Here is a 17,391-nt window from a genome sequence, read left to right as displayed (position 1 = left end):
TTACTGCACCTTATCCTTGGCGGCCGTCACTTCGACAGCGTTGACCCGGCTCCCCGCCTTCACCTTATCGGTACCTTCGATAATCAGCCGGTCGCCCGCCCGCAGGCCGGAGGTCACCAGCCAGTTGCTGCCGACCACCCGGTCGGTAACCACGCTGCGCTGTTCAACCTGATTCTTCGGGTTCACCACCCAGGCCGTGGCGTTGCCGTCGGCATCGCGGCCGATCCCCTGCTGCGGCGCCAGAATGGCCTGCGGATCGACGCCGTTTTCCACCGTCGCCCGTACATACATGCCCGGCAGCAGCTGGTGCTGCGGATTGGGCACCACCGCACGCAGGGTAACCGAGCCGGTTGACTCGTCCACCGCCACTTCGGTTAACGCCAGTTTTCCCGGCTGGGCATAGGCGCTGCCGTCTTCCAGCTGAACCTTTACCGGCACCGTCTGCGCCGTTTGGGCGGCCGTCAGACGTTTGCGCAGCGTCAGCAGCTGGCTGCTGGACTGCGTCAGGTCGATATAAATCGGGTTAAGCGCACGGATGGTGGCCAGCGCGTCGCTCTGACCGGCGGTGACCAGCGCGCCGGGCGTTACGGCGGAAATGCCGATGCGGCCGGCAATAGGCGCCCGCACTTGGGTATAGTCCAGGTTGATTTTGGCGCTGGCGACCGCCGCGCGGTACTGCGCAACCGACGCCAGCGCCTGTTGATAGGTCGCTTGCGCACCATCGGCGTCCTGCTGAGATACGCCGTTTTCTTTTACCAGCGCCGCATAGCGCCGGGCCTTGAGGCGGCTGGATTTCACCGTCGCCCGGGCATTTTGCAGCTGCGCCAGCGCCTGATCGTAGCTGGCCTGATAGCTGGCCGGATCGATCTGATACAGCAACTGACCGGCTTTCACCTCCGCCCCTTCGGTAAACAGCCGCTGTTTGATAATACCGTCAACCTGCGGACGCACCTCAGAACTCATCGCGGCGGTCACCCGCCCGGAAAGCTCGCTGCTCAGCGTCACCGGCCGGGCCTGTAGCGTCCGCACGCCCACGTCCAGCGGCCTCGCCGCCGGCGTGTCCGACGGTCGATCGCAGGCGCTTAACAGCAGCGACAGGCTGAGCAGCACAACACTTCTTACTTGCATAGAAAATCACCGACACATAGAGAATGAACGTTTATTCTCAATGATAAGGAGATCGCCGTCTGGCAACCGTCAGGATTGGGTAAAGGTTAACGACGCAGAGTGAAAAAGTGGTTAACAACGGCGAATATCGGCACACAGTGTGCAGAGGTGCAGAGGTGCAGAGGTGCAGCCAAAAACGGCGGCTGAGGGAAAAGTGCAATAAAAAAGGGCCGAACCGGATAGCGATTCAGCCCTGTTTATTGGCGTAACGTGATTACGCTTCGGCGTTGGCGGCCGCGGGTTTGACGCGCGCTTCCGTAGCCGGTTTCGCCTGTGCAGCGGCGGCTGGCGCGGGTTTTTCTTGCTTCTTGCCGGCGTTGGAAATCAGGTTAAACAGTTCGCCCAGGCCATAAATCACCCCCAGCAGAACCGCAACCATGACCGGCACCAGAATAACCACCGTAGCCAGGCTTTCTAACATCTCAATCATCGTCGTCTCCTGGTCAAAATAATCTCTGACGACGCATTTGGCCATCAGTCGAAAAATGAGCGAAACATCCCTTCCCGAAGAGAGTGATTTCTCAGGGATTTTCCTCATCGAATAAGCGTGTCTTATATGTGACAAAAGTGGTCACACTTTTGACGTGGATCAATGTAACGTACACAGTTACATTAAATCAATGCAAAAAAATGCTCTTTAAAGAGCCAATGATTCACGGGATTGATTAATTAGGCAGGTTTGTTGTCGATGCGGGTTCACAGGGGGTGAAAGGATAGCCGGCACAGGCTTCTACCCGGCCGACGATATCAGCCAGCGTGGTTTTCTCCAACGCATGGTCCATCTGGCGGCTGATACGTTCAAACTCCCCTTCCAGTACGGGCACAATGGCGTGTCCGATGTAGCAGGCATCATTGGGCTTGGAGCGGTGCAGCGGGAAATAGGGCTGCTCTTCCACCGCATGGTAAATATCGCGCAGCGTAATGTCGTCGGCAGGCCTGGCCAACAAGGCGCCGCCTCCTTGCCCCATCTGCGAGTGCGTCAACCCGGCCTCCGCCAGCGCGCCGAGAATGCGGCGCACCACCGTAGGATTGGTATTCACACTGCGGGCAATATCCTCTGAACGCACCGCCTGGCCGCGAAACAGCGTAATATTGGTAAGTATGTGAATAGCAACGGCAAAACGGGTTGAGGTAGACACGCTGGCACCTGCTGAATTTCTTATGACCGGATAAGAATGTCATATTAGTGACACGAGAGTCCCATACTGAATAGCAGACCGCCAAAAGTCAATGAACGCGGCGTACGCCGTTAGCTTTTTGTGTCATTGATAACACAATTGCGCGTAGCGGCTCTTCACGCCGGGCGTGCCCCACCGTGCGGCATGGTTGGCTATTTCGCCCCAAACGGCGATTTCCCGCACAGGCAAATAAGATTCCCTCTACAAAAAATTAAGAATATTTCCCTATTTTATTTTTGAACGGCGGAATACATTCACTGCAACTTTTACCGAGGCATTAATCTTTACGTTGTCGTTTATTAATTCCTCACTTTTACCAGGAAACAATATGAACATTAAACGTGCCGCTGGCGTAGCTGTTTTGATTCTGTCAACGCTGTCTGTCACTGCGTGTGGCCACATGTCCAATCGCGATCGTAATACCGCTGTCGGCGCCGGCGTCGGCGCGCTGGGCGGTGCCGTACTGACCGACGGCAGCACCCTGGGAACCCTGGGCGGCGCTGCGTTGGGCGGCATCATCGGCCACCAGACCAGCCGTTAATCGCCCCTGTAATCCGACGTGCCGCTCCCTGGCGGCACGTCGGATAATTAATTTTCTTCCTTATTAATTAGTCCATTTCCTTTCTTCCGCGGGCAATGAAAAATGTCGCTGCACCGCCACCGTCTATTTTCTGGTTATTTTTATAGCGCAGCCACTTATTCCAGCGCTTTATCTCCGGTTTCCTCAAAACGGGCCACCGCCAGCAGCGAAATTAATACGCAAATCATCATATACCAGGCCGGCGCCATTTTATTGCCGGTAACGTCCAGCAGCCAGGCGGCCACCAACTGCGCCGTACCGCCGAACAGCGACACCGCCACCGCGTAGGCGCTGGCCATATAGCTGGCGCGGATATGACGCGGGAAGCTTTCCGGCATCAGCGCATAGGCCGGCGCGGACCCCATGGTGTAGAACAGCATCAGCACGATCATCACCGACATCACCGCCGGCAAGGTGGGAAAGTGCGTCATGGCCCAGAATGCCGGGTACAGCAACAATAGCAGCATCAGGCGGCCGAACATCGCCAGCGGCTTGCGTTTGCGCAGTTTATCCGACCAGGCCCCGTAGAGCGGGCACATAACAAATGAAATCACGCTGGTCGCCAGCGCCACCATAATCGACAGCCGCTCCGGCAGCCCTAGTTGCTGGATGCTGTAGGTCGGCAGATAGTAAATCATGATGTAGCTGGAAACCGACATGCCCATGATCGAAAACACCGTCAGCAGCCAGTTGCGCACGTGGCGCGCCTCGAACACCCGCCGCTCTGCCGGTTTGGCCGCCGGCGGCTCGTCAACGATATGCCGGCGCAGATAAATGCCCACCGGCACAATCAGCGTGCCGAGCAGGAACGGAATACGCCAGCCCCACTCCGCCAACGCCTCCGCCGACAGCGTGAAGGTGAGAATCGCCGCGACGGCCGCTCCCAGCAGCGCCGCGGCTCCCTGGCTGGCGAGCTGCCAGCTGGCGCGAAAACCGCGGCGCTCGTCGGAACCGGTTTCCAGCAGCGTGGCGGTGGCGGCGCCGAACTCACCGCCCTGGGCGAAGCCCTGAATCAGCCGCGCCAGTACGATCAACGCCGGCGCGGCCACGCCGATAGCGGCGTAGTTGGGCGCCAGGCCAATCATCGCCGCCCCCAGCGCCATCAGCATAATGGTCAGCGTCAGCGCCGCACGGCGTCCTTTCTTATCGGCATAATAGCCCAGCACCACGCCGCCGAGCGGCCGGGCGACGAAGCCGATGGCAAAGGCGGAAAACGCCAGCATGGTGGAGATCACCGGATCGTGACTGGGGAAAAACTGCTTACTGATCGCCAAGGCGAAATAGCTGTAGACGGTAAAATCATAAAATTCGAGAAGATTACCGAACACGGCAGCGACAATAATCTTTCGCTGCGAGGTTTCAACCGTGTGCATAGACACTGCTCCTGTCTGTTAACCCTGTCTGTCATTAAAGCCGCGCCAGGCGGCGTGTTGTTGTTATGGTTATGCCGTGAGGAAACGTTCCGTCAGCCGTGCCCAATAAGCGGCGCCGACCGTCAGGTTGGCATCGTTAAAGTCGTAGGCGGCGTTGTGCAGCATGGCGCTGTCGCCATTGCCGAGACGCATAAAGCAGCCCGGGCGCTGCTGCAGGTAATAGGCGAAATCCTCACTGCCGGCGATCGCGGGAAACGGCGCGACCACCTGTTGTTCACCCAGCAGCTCTGTGGCTACCTGACGGGCGAACTCAGTTTCCTGTTCGTGATTGATCAGCACCGGGTAGCCCGGCAGGATATCGACCTCGGCGCGCGCGCCGTAACCGGCGGCATGCTGCTGCGCCAGCTGGCTGATGCGCTGTTTTAACTGTTCACGCACCTGTGGATTAAACGAGCGCACGCTCAGTTCCATCGTGGCGCTTTGCGGGATAACGTTGGCGGCGTGGCCGGCATGCAGCGAGCCGATGGTGACCACCGCCGCCTCGGTCGGGTCGATATTGCGCGCCACCACCGTCTGCAGCGCCATCACCAGGCTGCTGGCGGCGACCAGTGGATCGACCGCCAGATGCGGCCGCGCCGCATGGCCGCCCTTGCCGTGCAGCGTGATGGTGATGGTGTCGCAGGCCGCCATAAAGGGACCGCTGCGGAACATCATGGTGCCGGCGGGATAGCCGGGATGGTTATGCATGCCAAAAATGGCGTCGCACGGGAAACGCTCGAACAGGCCGTCGGCGATCATACGCTGCGCCCCGCTGTTGCTGCCGATCTCTTCCGCCGGTTGAAACACCAGGTGCAGGGTGCCGGAGAAGCTGCGGCTCTGCGCCAGGTAGCGCGCGGCCCCCAGCAGCATGGCGGTATGGCCGTCATGGCCGCAGGCATGCATCACGCCCGCCTGCCGGCTGCGGTAGTCGTGGTCACCACTTTCTTCGATCGGCAGCGCGTCCATATCGGCGCGCAGCGCCAGGCGCTTGCCGCCGTCGCCGATCTGCAGCGTACCCACCACGCCATAGCCGCCGATGCCGGTGGCGACCTGATAGCCCCACTGCCGCAGTTTGTCTGCCACCAGCGCGGCGGTGTGCTGCTCAAAATTGGACAGTTCAGGGTGCTGGTGCAGATGGCGCCGCAGCGCGGTCAGCTCTTCCTCCAGCGGCGCGACATCCGCCAGCGCCGTATAATTACCGTTATTTTTCATTTGGTTATACCAATAATTCAGCAAAGGGAACCATCGAGTCTAGCATCGGTTTTTTACTGCTCACATAACATACCGCGTGCTATTGTGTTGCTTTTAAGTCAACAGTTGAGGCGGCAATAATGCGTGGGGACAGCTTTGTCAGCGAGGTGGATGAACGCCAGCTGCGTTATCTGTATGAAGTGGCCAACTACGGCGGCGTGCGGGCCGCCGCCGATAAACTGGGCGTTAACGCCTCCGCCGTCAGCCGCCAGTTGGCCCAGTTGGAACACAAACTCGATATGGTGTTGCTGGAGCGCCAGGGGCGCGGCGTCACGCTGACGGAAATCGGCCTGCATCTGGTGGATTTCTACCGCGAGCGGCTGCAGCGCCAGCAGGAACTGACCATGCAGCTGCAGGAGTTTCGCCAGTTAAAACGCGGCCATATCGCGATCGGCGTCGGCGAAGGGTTTATCGACCGGCTGCTCGGTCGCGCGCTGCGCGATTTCAGCGAGCACTACCCGGATATCGTGGTCGATGTGCGCTGCGGCTCTACCGCCGAGATTATCGCCATGGTGCGCGAAGGCCAGGTAGATATGGGGCTGTGCACCGGTGTCGATGACTTTGACCCGCTGCTGAAAGTGCGTTCATTCCGCGGTGCGCCCTTTTCCGCCGTGGTCAGCGTCAGCCATCCTTTGGCCAAACAGCGCAGCGTAACGGTGCGTGAACTGCAGAGCCAGCGGCTGATTTTTATGCCCGATCACTTTGGCGTGCAGCGCTATTTACACGCGCTGGCGCAGGCCGAGCAGATCCACTTCGCCCCGTCCTACCGCTGCAATATGTTTACCGCCGCACAGGCGATTGCCGCCGCCGGGCTGGGCGTGGCCTTTATGTCCAGCGACGCCACCCGCCATCCGGTCGACGAGCGGCGCGTCACGGCGATCCCGATCGATCATCCGATCGCCCGCGCCTTTCCCAGCCAGTTGATCTGCCGCGTCGGACGACGTATGACGCCGGCGGTCAGCTACCTGTGGAAACAGCTGGAGCACGGGATGATGCGGACGGGCGTGAAGTAGTAACGGGAACAAGCAGCCTGCCGGAACGACATCCGGCAGGCCGTGGGGTTTAGCCTTTAATGTGTGACACCACGTTCAGCGGCTGGGCGTCCGGCAGGATATTCATATGTTCCAGCACCTGGCCCATTATTTTGCCGAACACCGGGCCGGCCACCGAACCACCGAAGTGCTTGCCGGCTTTCGGGTTATTGACCATCACCACCAGCGCCACCTGCGGATCGCTGGCCGGCGCAACGCCGGCGGTGTAGTTGATATAGCCGCCGTCGTATTTGCCGTTGGTACCCATTTTCTCCGCAGTACCGGTTTTTATCGCCAGACGGTAGCCCGGCACCGCAGCGCTGACGCCGCTGCCGCCCGGCAAGGCGTCACTTTCCATCATATGCACCACCGACTTCACCACCGAGGCCGGCATAACGCGCTGGCCCACCACCGGCGGCGTCACCTTGGTGATCGACAGCGGCCGATAAACGCCGAACGCACCGATCGCCGCGTACTCACGCGCCATCTGCAACGGCGTGACCCGCAGGCCGTAGCCAAATGAGAAGGTGGCGCGTTCGATATCCGCCCAGCGCGTGCGGTGCAGCGGCAGGTAGCCGCTGCTCTCATTGCCGATGCCCAGTTCGGTCGGTTTCCCCAGACCGAAGTTCTGATACACCGCCGGCAGAATGGTGGCAGGCATCGCCAGCGCAATATGCGACACCGCAATATCGCTGGATTTTTGCAGCACGCCGGTGATGCTCAGCTTCGACCAATGGCCCACGTCGCGGATCAGATGGCCGTTGACCCGGTACGGCGTGGTGTCCAGCACGGTATCGGGCTGGATCAGGTGGCGGTTCAGGCCGACCATCACCACCAGCGGTTTCACGGTCGAACCAGGTTCAAAGCTGTCGCTGCTGCACACGTTGCGAATATTCTGCGACGGCGCGTTGGCGTAGTTATTCGGGTTAAAGGTCGGGTAGCTCGCCATGCCGAGCACTTCGCCGGTGTTGACCTTCACCAGCACCGCGCAGCCGGAGTCCGCCTGGTTGGCGATCACCCCGTCGCGGATCTGGGCAAACAGCACATACTGAATAAATTTATCAATGCTCAGCGTGATGTTCGGCGGCGGCACCGGGTCGACGTTTTTCAGCACGTTAATCACCGCACCGTTGCCGTCTTTCTGGTACACCCGCAGGCCGTTTTTGCCCTGCAGCAGGTGGTTAAAGCCGCGTTCGATGCCCTCCAGCCCCTGGTTATTCTGACCGACGATGCCAATCAGCCCGGCGGCGTCTTGCCCCATCGGATAAAAGCGGCTGAAGTCCTGCTCGCTGCTGACCCCGGTCAGGTGCAGCTTCTTGATATATTCCGCATTGTCATCCTCCACTTTACGCGCCAGGTAGACGAAGCGTTTGCGGGCGTTACGCTGGATCAGCGCCTGAATATCGCTCAGCGGCATTTTCAGGATATTCGCCATACTTTGCCAGCGTTCGTCGCCGGTGTTGGTCTGGCTGTCGATAATATGTTTCGGGTCGAGCACGATATCGCGCGAAGATACGCTGACCGCCAGCGCTTCGTTGTGGCGATCGCTGATCATGCCGCGGTTGGTCGGCACCACCTGGGTACGCACTGAGCGCTGATCCGCCTGACTGGTCAGTTGTTGATGCTCCAGCAACTGCAGATAGCCGACGCGCAGCATCAGCAGGATAAAGCAGAGCAGTATCCCGGCGCAGATCCAGCCAAAGCGCAGCGAAGAGTAATTTTTAACGTTTTTTTTTGAAGATGGTGCCACTGTTAACCCTGCGTTTTTATTCGGATTATTTATCCCTGCAGTCTACTCAGAAAAATCCAGTAGGAAGATTGCAGTTTGTAAGAAAGTAACAATAAGCTTCAGTTACTGTTGCACATCAGCACTGTCGCTCATCGGCGCTTTCACTTTTTCCGGCTCGCCGGCCGGCGGCGCGTTGGCCGGGTCGAAAATATGGTCGAGGATCGCCCTCGCGGTCGGCCCGGCCACCACGCCGTCTCCCCCGCCGTTTTCCAAAATCAGCGCCATCGCCACTTTCGGATGTTGGTACGGCGCAAACAGGGTGTAGAAAATATGGTCGCGCAGCCGCACCGGGATCATTTTGGCGTTATAGGTCTGGTTCTCCTTCAGCCCGAACACCTGCGAGGTGCCTGATTTGGCGGCGATGTGGTAAGGCGCGCTGTGGAACAGTTTATAGCCGGTGCCGTTGGGCAAGTTGGCCATGCCGTACATGCCGTTACGCACGATGCCCCAGTACGGCGAGTTGGGATCGCCGACCTGCGCGCTGGGCGCCGGCTGCTGATAACGGTTTATCTGCGCGCCGCGCTTCATCGAATACAGCAGATGCGGATTTTTCACCTTGCCGTTATTGAGCAAAATGGTCAGCGCTTTGACCATCTGAATCGGCGTGGCGATCCAGTAGCCCTGGCCGATGCCCACCGAAATGGTGTCGCCCTGATACCAGGTCTTTTTATGCACCCGCTGTTTCCATTCGCGGCTCGGCAGCACGCCGTTGTACTCTTCGTTCAGGTCGATGCCGGTCGGTTTGCCGTAGCCGAACTGGCTCAGCCAGCTGTGAATGCGGTCGATCCCCAGATCGAAGGCTACCTGATAGAAGAAGGTATCAGCGGATTCCTCAATCGCCTTGGTGACGTTCAGCATGCCGTGGCCGCTTTTCAACCAGTCGCGGTAGCGGCGTTTGGTGCCGGGCAGCGTCCAGGTCGGCGCGCCGAAATAGGTGGTGCTCGGCGTGATCACGCCGGAGAATAAGGCGGACAGCGCCATATAGGGCTTCACCGTTGACGCCGGCGGATACAACCCCTGGGTGGCGCGGTTAATCAACGGCAGATCGGGGTTGGACAGCAGCGATTTATATGATTTGTAGCTGATGCCCTTCACAAACGGGTTGGGATCGTAGCTCGGGCTGGAGACCATCGCCAGAATGCCGCCGTCGCGCGGGTCTTCCACCACCACCGCCGCACGCTGGTTTTTCAGCACCGATTCGATGTACTGTTGCAGGCGCACATCCAGCGTCAGGTAGATGTTTTTACCGGCCTGCGGCGGCTGTTCTTTCAGCAGCCGCACGATGCGGCCATGGTTATCCACTTCAACTTCCCGATAGCCGGTGACGCCGTGCAGCGCCTTTTCGTAATAACCTTCGATGCCCTGCTTACCGATATTGTGGTCGGCCGCATAGTTCTCCATCTCCCCGTTTTCAGTCAGCCGTTTGATGTCGCGATCGTTGATTTTCGACACATAGCCCACCACGTGCGCCAGCTGCGCGCCGTAGGGATACTGCCGCTGCTGATAGCTGTCGACCGTGACGCCGTTGAAGCGGTATTGGTTGACGGCAAAGCGCGCCACCTCCGTTTCGCTCAGTTCGCTTTTTAACGTTACCGGCTTATAGCGGCTGGTGTGCGCCATCTGATCGCGGAAACTGCTGATATCGTCCGGCGTTAAATCGACGATCGGCGTCAACGCCTGCAGCAGCGCCGACATATTGGCGATTTTGCTGGGAATGACCTGCAGTTGGTACAGGGTGAGATTGCGTACCAGCGGCACGCCGTTACGGTCATAGATCAGCCCGCGGCTGGGGGCAATCGGCACCATTTTGATATCGTTCTGGTTGGAACGCGTCTGATAGAAATCGTGTTGTTTCACCTGCAGGCGGTACAGGTTGTAAATCAGCGCGCCGAAGCAGGCCACAACGACCAATAACGCCACGCCGGCGCGGCGGACAAACAGCATTTCCTCGGCGGAATGGTCGCGAATTTTCTCTTTTAATAGGGCCATGCGGGGCGGGTTACCTGTTTGACAGCTTATTCCCGCTGTAAAAACAACGGGTTGAAAAACGGCCAAGCATAGCGTTATTCATCACGCTGCCCCATGAAAAGGTTGCTAATGATGTGGCAGAAATGTTTCAGCATGTTTGAATGTGTCGCGAAACGGTAATTTCCTCCGGCGAAGGCATTGAGCCGTAAATCAGGGTGATGCTACAATGTGATCAGGATCACACTATTGATCCTGCTTTTTCTTCACGTCGCTTCCACCGCTCTGCGTTATCGGCACGCCGAATTGAGACGGACGAACGCCAATTTTGTAGTCAAGGATCAGTTTCGATGAGTACCATAGCCACGGGCTTTATCATGATGCGCTGGGAATTGCTGAGCGCCGTCATGATGTTTATCGCCAGTCAGTTAAACGTTGTTTGCCGCAAAGCCAGCCGTAACGGCATGGCGTTTATCTTCAGCAGCCTCGGGCTGTTTACCACCATCTGGTTCGTCATGGGGTTAATGGGCATCACCCTGACCCAGGAAGGCGTGTCGCACTTCTGGGCGGTGAGCAAAGATGTGTTTATTGATGTGATGAGCAATATGCCGACCGACTGGCCGATCCCCTGAGCAGCATACGCGCCGGCCTGAAGACCGGCGCGTCACGCTTATGACGCCGGCGGCAGCGGGCAGCTGGTATCACCTTCCGGACACGCCAGCAACTGTTTGAACTCTGCGGCGCGCGCCTGCGTTTTATCCGTCAGGCAGTTACTCAGGACAAATCCGTGCAGCGAACCGCCTTCGCTGGCGCCGGCGCTGAACTGGCAGTCCGCATCGCGAAAGCCAATCCAGGCGCGCTGCGCGGCAACCAGCCGCTTAGCGGCCGCCGCATCGCCTTTTAACCGGTTCTGTAGCTGTTTATACAGCGTATTAAGCTGCGCATCCGCCTGTTTGTACTCGTCTGCGGCGCAGATGTTCATTTCGGTCTGGCTGTTTTTATCGCCGCACGCCTGTGCCGCCCAGACCGTTTGCGATGTCGCCATCAGCAGCGCGGCGCCCAACAGAGCTACTTTCATAATGCCTCCCGGCCAGTTTTGTTCTTTCGTTACGAATCTGCCTAGTGTGCTGTCAGTGTAATCCCCTTAATCAAACGGTGAGTTGTTTTTTATGATGGGGGTTTCTTTCGGGTACATCCATGAGTACAACATCTATCGCAGTGCGTTTTATTACCTGCTTTTCATTCGCCAAGTAAAGGCGAACTCATTGCGATCGCTCTGAGCACTTAAGGGCCGCTAACTTTTTCTCAGCTTTTTGCTGTACCAGCGTGAAGAATTCCTGCGCCGTGGTTCCCCAACTCTCCGGGACAAAATCGGCAGAAAATTGTATAGCCATCTCCTCGCTCAGACGCCCGGCATAGGTGGCTTGGAACTCTCTCACCTCCTCAAGGATATCACCGATCACCTGATAGCCGTTTTGTTCTAGAAAGCCATCAATCACCCCCTCTACCGTTTCAGCATCGGTAAACAGGTCGTAGTCCTGGCCAAAGTAGAGGTTAATCAAATGGTTTAATTCGCTGAAATCTCCATGAAATCGCATAGTTACCTCAAAAATCGGGAAATGCAGTGAGTATGAAATAGGGCTTACCGTTAAATTCCTGGTGGTGCAAAATCACCTTCAACCTTGCAGTTTTCACTATCCGCGGAGAATCTTTGCCAAGGCCGTAGCCAATCTCACTCCCCATCATGTGGGTAAGCTCGAGGTTAAGCCGTCCTCCCGGATTTATTACCCAAAGTCTGATCCACTCCTTATTCGCTTTTAATGCTGAACTTATTGCTATCTCAGCCGGAACGTAAAGAGTTAAACGAAGATGCCTTGCGGATGCGCGGATTTTTCAAACGTTCTGCTAATTGTTCTTTGGTCAACCCTACATGCCGAGCAATAGTATGCCCGCCTGGTTTAACTCCCGTCATTGATTCATGCATAATCAGTTTTATCCTCCCGCACAATGTTTAAACCTTCCTCGTTAGCCATAACATTTCCATCCATTGGATTGTTTCACTGCGTACAGGAATAACCAGCGGCGTTGGCCGACGCCGCAGTACGGAGCCGGCGCACGGTGCTCAATCCTTCAGCTGTTTCTCCATAATATCCGCCGTTTCGGCCGCTGCCCCCTTATACAAATCCATATGCTTGCTCGTTTTCTTGCCGATATAAATAAACATGCCGGCCATCAGCAGGAACGGGCCGGCCACATATATCCCCAGGAAGCCCAGCCCGAAGAGCAACGGAACCAAAAGAATGATTGCGGAGATAATTAAGCAAACCCAGCCCAGCCGGCTAAAACTTTTGCCAAACTTCTGCACGCCATTGGTCTGAGCTTCCAATAATTTCCTGGTATGACTCATTAGCAAACTCCCTGTTTGTTATCGATGAAATTAAACCGTCTCAACCACGACGGTTGATATCGGCTGCGCTGATTCTATGCCTGAGCCGGATAAAATCAACGCCCCGGAACGCAAATTTACACCTTATAAAACAATAACATCGGAATCTCATTGGCTATGAAAAATAAAGACGAATGACTCATCATAAAAATGAATTCACGACTTCACCTGTAAACGAAATATTCACAAAAAACGGTAATTGCACGCGCTCAAAATATCTATTTAACACACAGCCCGGGGCGGCTGTTGTTGCTCCGTTCCGGCCACCACCATGCCGCTGATGATTTCCCTAACTTCCTATCATCAAATCCAGCCTGTGGCGGTGAAACTTGCACGAACCGAGATAACCCATTAGGGTTAATTGTGACGTACGTCACAAAATCCACGCTGAGGCGCGCGCTCCGCATCTGCGGCGCCACGTAATGACCGATGGGGATAAGATGCTGACGCTGAAAGACAATTTGCTGATTTTTACCGATCTGGACGGCTCTTTGCTGGATCATGACAGTTACAGCTGGCAGGCGGCGCAGCCCTGGCTGGGCCGCCTCAGCGCCGCGCGGATACCTCTGATTATCGCCAGCAGTAAAACGGCGGCGGAAATTGCCATACTGCAGCAGCGCCTTGGCCTGAGCGCCTTTCCTTTTATCGCCGAAAACGGCGCGCAGATCGTTTTCCCGCCCGGCTGGCGTCACCCTGCGCGTATCTTTGGCGCGGACTATGCCGCCATTGTCAACGCATTGCACCGCCTGCACGCCAGTTTCGCTTTTCGCGGCTTTGCCGACGCCGACGATGCGACGGTGGCGCAGTGGTGCGGATTTACCCCGCAGGAGGCCCGGCTGGCGCGACAGCGCGCAGGCTCCGAACCACTGTGCTGGCTGGACGATCAGCAGCAGCTGGCGCACTTTCGCCATGCGCTGGCGCAACAGCGGCTGACGCTGACCCGTGGCGGCCGCTTTTACCATGTGATGGGACGCGGCGTCAGCAAGGGGCGCGCCGCCCGCTGGTTGATCCGGTACTATCAGCGACGCCATCAACGCCCTTTCACCACGCTGGCGCTGGGCGACGGGCCGAACGACCTGCCGCTGCTGCAGAGCGCGGACTATGCCGTGCTGATCCGCTCCCTGCGCTCTGACCCCCTTCCATTGCCAGCGACACGGCGCGGCCGGCTGTACCGCAGCCGACAAACCGGCCCGGCCGGCTGGAGTGAGGGACTGGACCACTTTCTGTTACCCGGTAAAGCGCGGAGGATTGCCCATGAGTGAGTTTTATCAGGATGGCATCATCACCAACTTCCATAATCTGACCCGTCGGCCAATTGCCGAGCTGGAGTATGAGCTACAGGTGTTCGCCGGCCGCACGCCGCTGGGGCTGATTTTACCTTCGCTCTATACGGAGCTTGAAGGGCCGGCGCTGGACCATATCGTCGAAACGCTGGCGCAGGTGCCCTATCTGCAGGAGATCGTCATTGGCCTGGATCGCGCCGACCGGCAGCAGTTTGAGCATGCCAAACGCTTCTTCTCCCGCCTGCCGCAGCGGCATCGTATCTTGTGGAACGACGGCCCGCGCCTCAGCGCCATCGCCAGCCGGCTCAGTGACAAAGGGCTGGCGCCGAGTGAACCCGGCAAAGGCCGCAACGTCTGGTTTTGCAGCGGCTATACGCTGGCGTCACGCCGCAGCAGCTGCGTAGCACTGCACGATTGTGACATTGTCACTTACGATCGTCATCTTCTGGCCCGCCTGCTCTATCCGCTGGCCAATCCGCACTTTCATTATGATTTTTGCAAAGGCTATTACGCCCGCGTGGCGGACGGAAAACTAAATGGCCGGGTCGGCCGGCTGCTGGTTTTCCCGCTGCTGAAATCGCTGCAAAAAGTGTATGGCAACTCAGACTTTCTGGAGTATCTGCGCAGCTACCGCTATCCGCTGTCCGGTGAATTCGCCATGCGCACCCATATTCTCAACAATCTGCGCATTCCCAGCGATTGGGGGCTGGAAATCGGCGTACTATCGGAAGTGCAGCGCACCACCGCCACCAACCGCATCTGTCAGGTGGATATTGCCGATAATTACGATCATAAACATCAGCCGATGTCGGAACATGACCCCGCCGGCGGCCTGCAGCGCATGGCCATTGATATTACCAAGGCGCTGTATCGCAAACTGGCGATCCAGGGCGTCAGCATCACCAGCGACTCTTTTCGCGTGCTGCGCGCCACCTACTACCGCACCGCGCTGGATATGATTGACGCCTTCGACCACGATGCCAGAATCAACGGCCTGACGTTTGACCGCCACAGCGAGGAGTCAGCGGTGGAGCTGTTCGCCCAGGTAATTACGCAGGCCGGCCAGCAGTTTATGGACGCGCCGGCGGAGAGCAAACCGTTTGTACCCAGTTGGAATCGCGTGCAGTCGGCCTTCCCCGATATTCTGCAGCAGCTTTATCAGGCGGTGGAAGAAGATAATCAGTAGGCCGCTCAGGCCGATGTTGTACCCTGGCGCATTTGCTGCGGCGTCATGCCGTAATACGCCTTGAAGCGGTTGCTGAAGTGGCTGGCGGAGCTGAAACCGCAGGCCAGCGCAATCTGGGTCACCGGCAATACGCCGTGACGCAGCAGGTGCGCCGCCCGCTGCAGCCGCGCCCGCATCACGTATTGGTGCGGCGCCAGACCGGTATCGTGTTTAAACATGCGGGCAAAGTGAAATTCGCTGAGTCCGGCCTGCGCCGCCAGTTCACCCAGCAGCAGCGGCTGCTCCAGATGTTCATTGATAAAATCGCACACCCGGCGCAGCACCGCCGGCGCCAGCCCGCCGCGTACCGACGGCAGCCGCCACTGCAGCTGCGTATAATGCTGCAGCAAATGCGCCATCAGCATGCCGGCCGCGCTGCTGATGGTCAGTTGATTGGCGCTGTCCTGCCAGTCGACGTTCAGCAAAAACTGACGGTAGAGCCGCGTAATCTGCGTATCTTCGCCGAAAGAGCGCGCCTCAACGTTGATAGACGCCGGGCTGCGGTCCCAGGTCTGCTCGACCAGCTGCCGCAGATGACGATCGGTGCAATACAGATGAGCGAACGACAGATTGCTGCGCACGTCCCAGGTTGACTCATACTGACGCGGCATAATGCAAAAATGGTCCGGCCCGCCGCCGTTGCGCCAGCCGTCCGGCACCTTTTGGTAGCACTCGTAGCCGTCGGCGACGTACAGGCTGAGGGTATGGTGGTCGGCGCTTTCCTGAGTAATGCGATCGTCACAGTTGGACCAGGCCGCCAGCTCCACGCCGGACGCGAGATGCAGGTGATGATGCAGCCGGGCCTTATGCTCCTGCAGTGTGGTAAACGCCTTGTACGCTGACATGCCTGGCTCCGAGGATGATAAACAGGCTTCCAGTGTAAGGAGTCGCGAGCCGCGGCACCACTGCGCCGGTAAAAAAAGCGCAAGAATATGCAACTCGCCGCAGGCGTCTGCAAGCGCTCCACGGTCCGGCAACGCATAATCGCCCCTCTTTCCCGCTGGAGTGATTACCTGATGAATGCGTTGTTATACCTGGCGGTGGTGCTGATCTGGGGCACCACCTGGATTGCGATTAATCTGCAGCAACAGGGACCGGTCGCCATTCCGGTCTCCATCAGCTACCGTTTCGCTATCGCCGCGCTGGTGATGTGGCTGGCGCTGCTGCTGACCCGCAGGCTGCGCCGCATCAACCTGCGCGACCATCTGTTCTGCCTCCTGCAGGGCTGCTGTGTGTTCGGCTTCAACTTTTACTGTTTCTATCTGGCCGCGGCGGCCGTCAGCAGCGGCCTGGAGTCGGTTATTTTCTCCATGGCGGTGCTGTTTAACGCGCTTAATGGCCTGATATTCTTCGGTCAGCGCCCCGGCCCGAACCTGCTGCCCGCCGCGTTGCTCGGCGTCAGCGGCATTGTCGCGCTGTTCTGGCACGAGCTGCGGGCCGCACAGCCGGCACCGGAGCTGCTGCACGGCGTGGGGCTGTGCCTGCTCGGCACGCTGGGTTTTTCGCTCGGCAATATGATCGGCAGCCGCCACCAGCGCCACGGGCTGGATATTCTGTCGACCAATACTTACGCCATGAGCTACGGCGCGTTGTTGATGGGGCTGCTGGCCTGGGCGCAGGGGGCGTCGTTTCAGATTGAGTGGAACAGCCGCTATCTGGGGTCGCTGTTATATCTGGCAATTTTCGGTTCGGTGATCGCGTTTGCCGCCTATTTCAGCCTGCTGGGACGCATCGGCGCCAGCGCCGCCGCTTACAGCACCCTGCTGTTTCCTCTGGTGGCGCTGACCATTTCGACGCTGTATGAGGGGTATATCTGGCATGGCAACGCGGTGATCGGCCTGTGCCTGATCCTGCTCGGCAACCTGGTTATGTTCAGCAATCCCCGCTGGTTCAGACGGTTAGTGCAACGCCGCATAGCATAACCTGCATGCCTCATGGTGCAGTTGCCCGGCCGCCGTGATGCGTTACAGTGCAACGCTGGCCGGGAACCACAATAAATCAATGAGTTACAAGTTGGCACGATTCCTGCCCCTGCTCCTTGCCACGATTTTTCAGCAAGGAGAA

The 17,391-nt window shown here is 58.1% G+C and carries 18 protein-coding genes and 1 pseudogene; 6 read left to right on the top strand and 13 right to left on the bottom strand.

Features of this window, described 5'->3' with window-relative positions:
• The 3 genes and pseudogenes from CLM71_RS11470 to CLM71_RS11460 form a co-directional block, all read right to left on the bottom strand.
• Positions 1-1,128 carry an efflux RND transporter periplasmic adaptor subunit gene (locus tag CLM71_RS11470; RefSeq protein WP_105231111.1) on the bottom strand — a complete coding sequence of 376 codons (1,128 nt, stop codon included), beginning with the start codon at positions 1,126-1,128 and terminating at the stop codon, positions 1-3.
• Between the two features lie 337 nt (positions 1,129-1,465).
• Positions 1,466-1,597: pseudogene (locus CLM71_RS24270) on the bottom strand (AcrZ family multidrug efflux pump-associated protein); the annotation flags it as partial.
• Between the two features lie 235 nt (positions 1,598-1,832).
• Positions 1,833-2,306, bottom strand: coding sequence for an Rrf2 family transcriptional regulator (locus CLM71_RS11460; RefSeq protein ID WP_105231109.1), 474 nt, complete (start codon positions 2,304-2,306; stop codon positions 1,833-1,835).
• Positions 2,307-2,673: 367 nt separating this feature from the next.
• Between CLM71_RS11460 and CLM71_RS11455 the strand changes: the two genes are divergently transcribed.
• Positions 2,674-2,886, top strand: coding sequence for a glycine zipper 2TM domain-containing protein (locus tag CLM71_RS11455; RefSeq protein ID WP_105231108.1), 213 nt, complete (start codon positions 2,674-2,676; stop codon positions 2,884-2,886).
• Between the two features lie 155 nt (positions 2,887-3,041).
• On the opposite strand, the gene CLM71_RS11450 is transcribed toward CLM71_RS11455, so the two are convergent.
• On the bottom strand, positions 3,042-4,298 hold the full coding sequence (locus CLM71_RS11450; protein ID WP_105231107.1) for an MFS transporter: 1,257 nt from the start codon (positions 4,296-4,298) through the stop codon (positions 3,042-3,044).
• A 69-nt stretch (positions 4,299-4,367) separates the two neighbouring features.
• Positions 4,368-5,549: a M20 aminoacylase family protein gene (locus tag CLM71_RS11445; protein WP_105233338.1), complete on the bottom strand. Its 1,182-nt coding sequence runs from the start codon at positions 5,547-5,549 to the stop codon at positions 4,368-4,370.
• 119 nt (positions 5,550-5,668) lie between these two features.
• Here CLM71_RS11445 and CLM71_RS11440 point away from each other — a divergent pair, with 119 nt between their 5' ends.
• Positions 5,669-6,601: a LysR family transcriptional regulator gene (locus tag CLM71_RS11440; protein WP_105231106.1), complete on the top strand. Its 933-nt coding sequence runs from the start codon at positions 5,669-5,671 to the stop codon at positions 6,599-6,601.
• 49 nt (positions 6,602-6,650) lie between these two features.
• On the opposite strand, the gene CLM71_RS11435 is transcribed toward CLM71_RS11440, so the two are convergent.
• Complete coding sequence (locus tag CLM71_RS11435; RefSeq protein WP_105231105.1) at positions 6,651-8,369, bottom strand: penicillin-binding transpeptidase domain-containing protein; 1,719 nt, start codon at positions 8,367-8,369, stop codon at positions 6,651-6,653.
• 102 nt (positions 8,370-8,471) lie between these two features.
• Entirely contained in the window at positions 8,472-10,397 is a 1,926-nt protein-coding gene (gene mrdA, locus CLM71_RS11430; RefSeq protein WP_172606279.1) for a penicillin-binding protein 2, read from the bottom strand.
• A 326-nt stretch (positions 10,398-10,723) separates the two neighbouring features.
• On the opposite strand from mrdA, the gene CLM71_RS11425 reads away from it, so the two are divergent.
• Complete coding sequence (locus CLM71_RS11425) at positions 10,724-11,005, top strand: YjcB family protein (RefSeq protein ID WP_105231104.1); 282 nt, start codon at positions 10,724-10,726, stop codon at positions 11,003-11,005.
• A gap of 38 nt (positions 11,006-11,043) precedes the next feature.
• On the opposite strand, the gene CLM71_RS11420 is transcribed toward CLM71_RS11425, so the two are convergent.
• From CLM71_RS11420 to CLM71_RS11410, 5 genes are all read right to left on the bottom strand, one after another.
• Positions 11,044-11,451, bottom strand: coding sequence for a lysozyme inhibitor LprI family protein (locus CLM71_RS11420; RefSeq protein ID WP_105231103.1), 408 nt, complete (start codon positions 11,449-11,451; stop codon positions 11,044-11,046).
• Positions 11,452-11,635: 184 nt separating this feature from the next.
• Positions 11,636-11,971 (bottom strand): contact-dependent growth inhibition system immunity protein, encoded by a 336-nt coding sequence (locus tag CLM71_RS11415; RefSeq protein ID WP_158684808.1) that lies wholly within the window; start codon positions 11,969-11,971, stop codon positions 11,636-11,638.
• 7 nt (positions 11,972-11,978) lie between these two features.
• Positions 11,979-12,158, bottom strand: a complete 180-nt coding sequence (locus CLM71_RS24450; protein ID WP_370447006.1) for an RNase A-like domain-containing protein — start codon at positions 12,156-12,158, stop codon at positions 11,979-11,981.
• A 55-nt stretch (positions 12,159-12,213) separates the two neighbouring features.
• A complete protein-coding gene (locus CLM71_RS24445; protein WP_370447005.1) occupies positions 12,214-12,345 on the bottom strand; it encodes an RNase A-like domain-containing protein in 132 nt (43 codons plus the stop codon).
• A 150-nt stretch (positions 12,346-12,495) separates the two neighbouring features.
• The gene (locus CLM71_RS11410; protein WP_158684806.1) at positions 12,496-12,780 is read right to left on the bottom strand and encodes a hypothetical protein; all 285 of its coding nucleotides are present in this window, start codon (positions 12,778-12,780) and stop codon (positions 12,496-12,498) included.
• A gap of 479 nt (positions 12,781-13,259) precedes the next feature.
• Between CLM71_RS11410 and CLM71_RS11405 the strand changes: the two genes are divergently transcribed.
• Together CLM71_RS11405 and CLM71_RS11400 are read left to right on the top strand one after the other, a co-directional pair.
• On the top strand, positions 13,260-14,081 hold the full coding sequence (locus tag CLM71_RS11405; RefSeq protein ID WP_105233334.1) for a mannosyl-3-phosphoglycerate phosphatase-related protein: 822 nt from the start codon (positions 13,260-13,262) through the stop codon (positions 14,079-14,081).
• On the top strand, positions 14,074-15,288 hold the full coding sequence (locus CLM71_RS11400; protein ID WP_105231100.1) for a glycosyl transferase: 1,215 nt from the start codon (positions 14,074-14,076) through the stop codon (positions 15,286-15,288). Before CLM71_RS11405 ends, CLM71_RS11400 begins: the two co-directional genes overlap by 8 nt.
• Positions 15,289-15,293: 5 nt before the next feature.
• On the opposite strand, the gene CLM71_RS11395 is transcribed toward CLM71_RS11400, so the two are convergent.
• Positions 15,294-16,172, bottom strand: coding sequence for an AraC family transcriptional regulator (locus tag CLM71_RS11395; protein ID WP_105231099.1), 879 nt, complete (start codon positions 16,170-16,172; stop codon positions 15,294-15,296).
• A 171-nt stretch (positions 16,173-16,343) separates the two neighbouring features.
• Here CLM71_RS11395 and CLM71_RS11390 point away from each other — a divergent pair, with 171 nt between their 5' ends.
• On the top strand, positions 16,344-17,249 hold the full coding sequence (locus CLM71_RS11390) for a DMT family transporter (protein ID WP_105231098.1): 906 nt from the start codon (positions 16,344-16,346) through the stop codon (positions 17,247-17,249).
• The last annotated feature ends 142 nt before the right edge of the window (positions 17,250-17,391 follow it).

Origin of the sequence: Serratia sp. MYb239 (genome assembly GCF_002966855.1) — a bacterium.
In the GTDB taxonomy this organism is placed as follows: Bacteria; Pseudomonadota; Gammaproteobacteria; order Enterobacterales; family Enterobacteriaceae; genus Serratia_B; species Serratia_B rhizosphaerae.
This window is presented reverse-complemented; position numbering and strand designations above follow the sequence as displayed.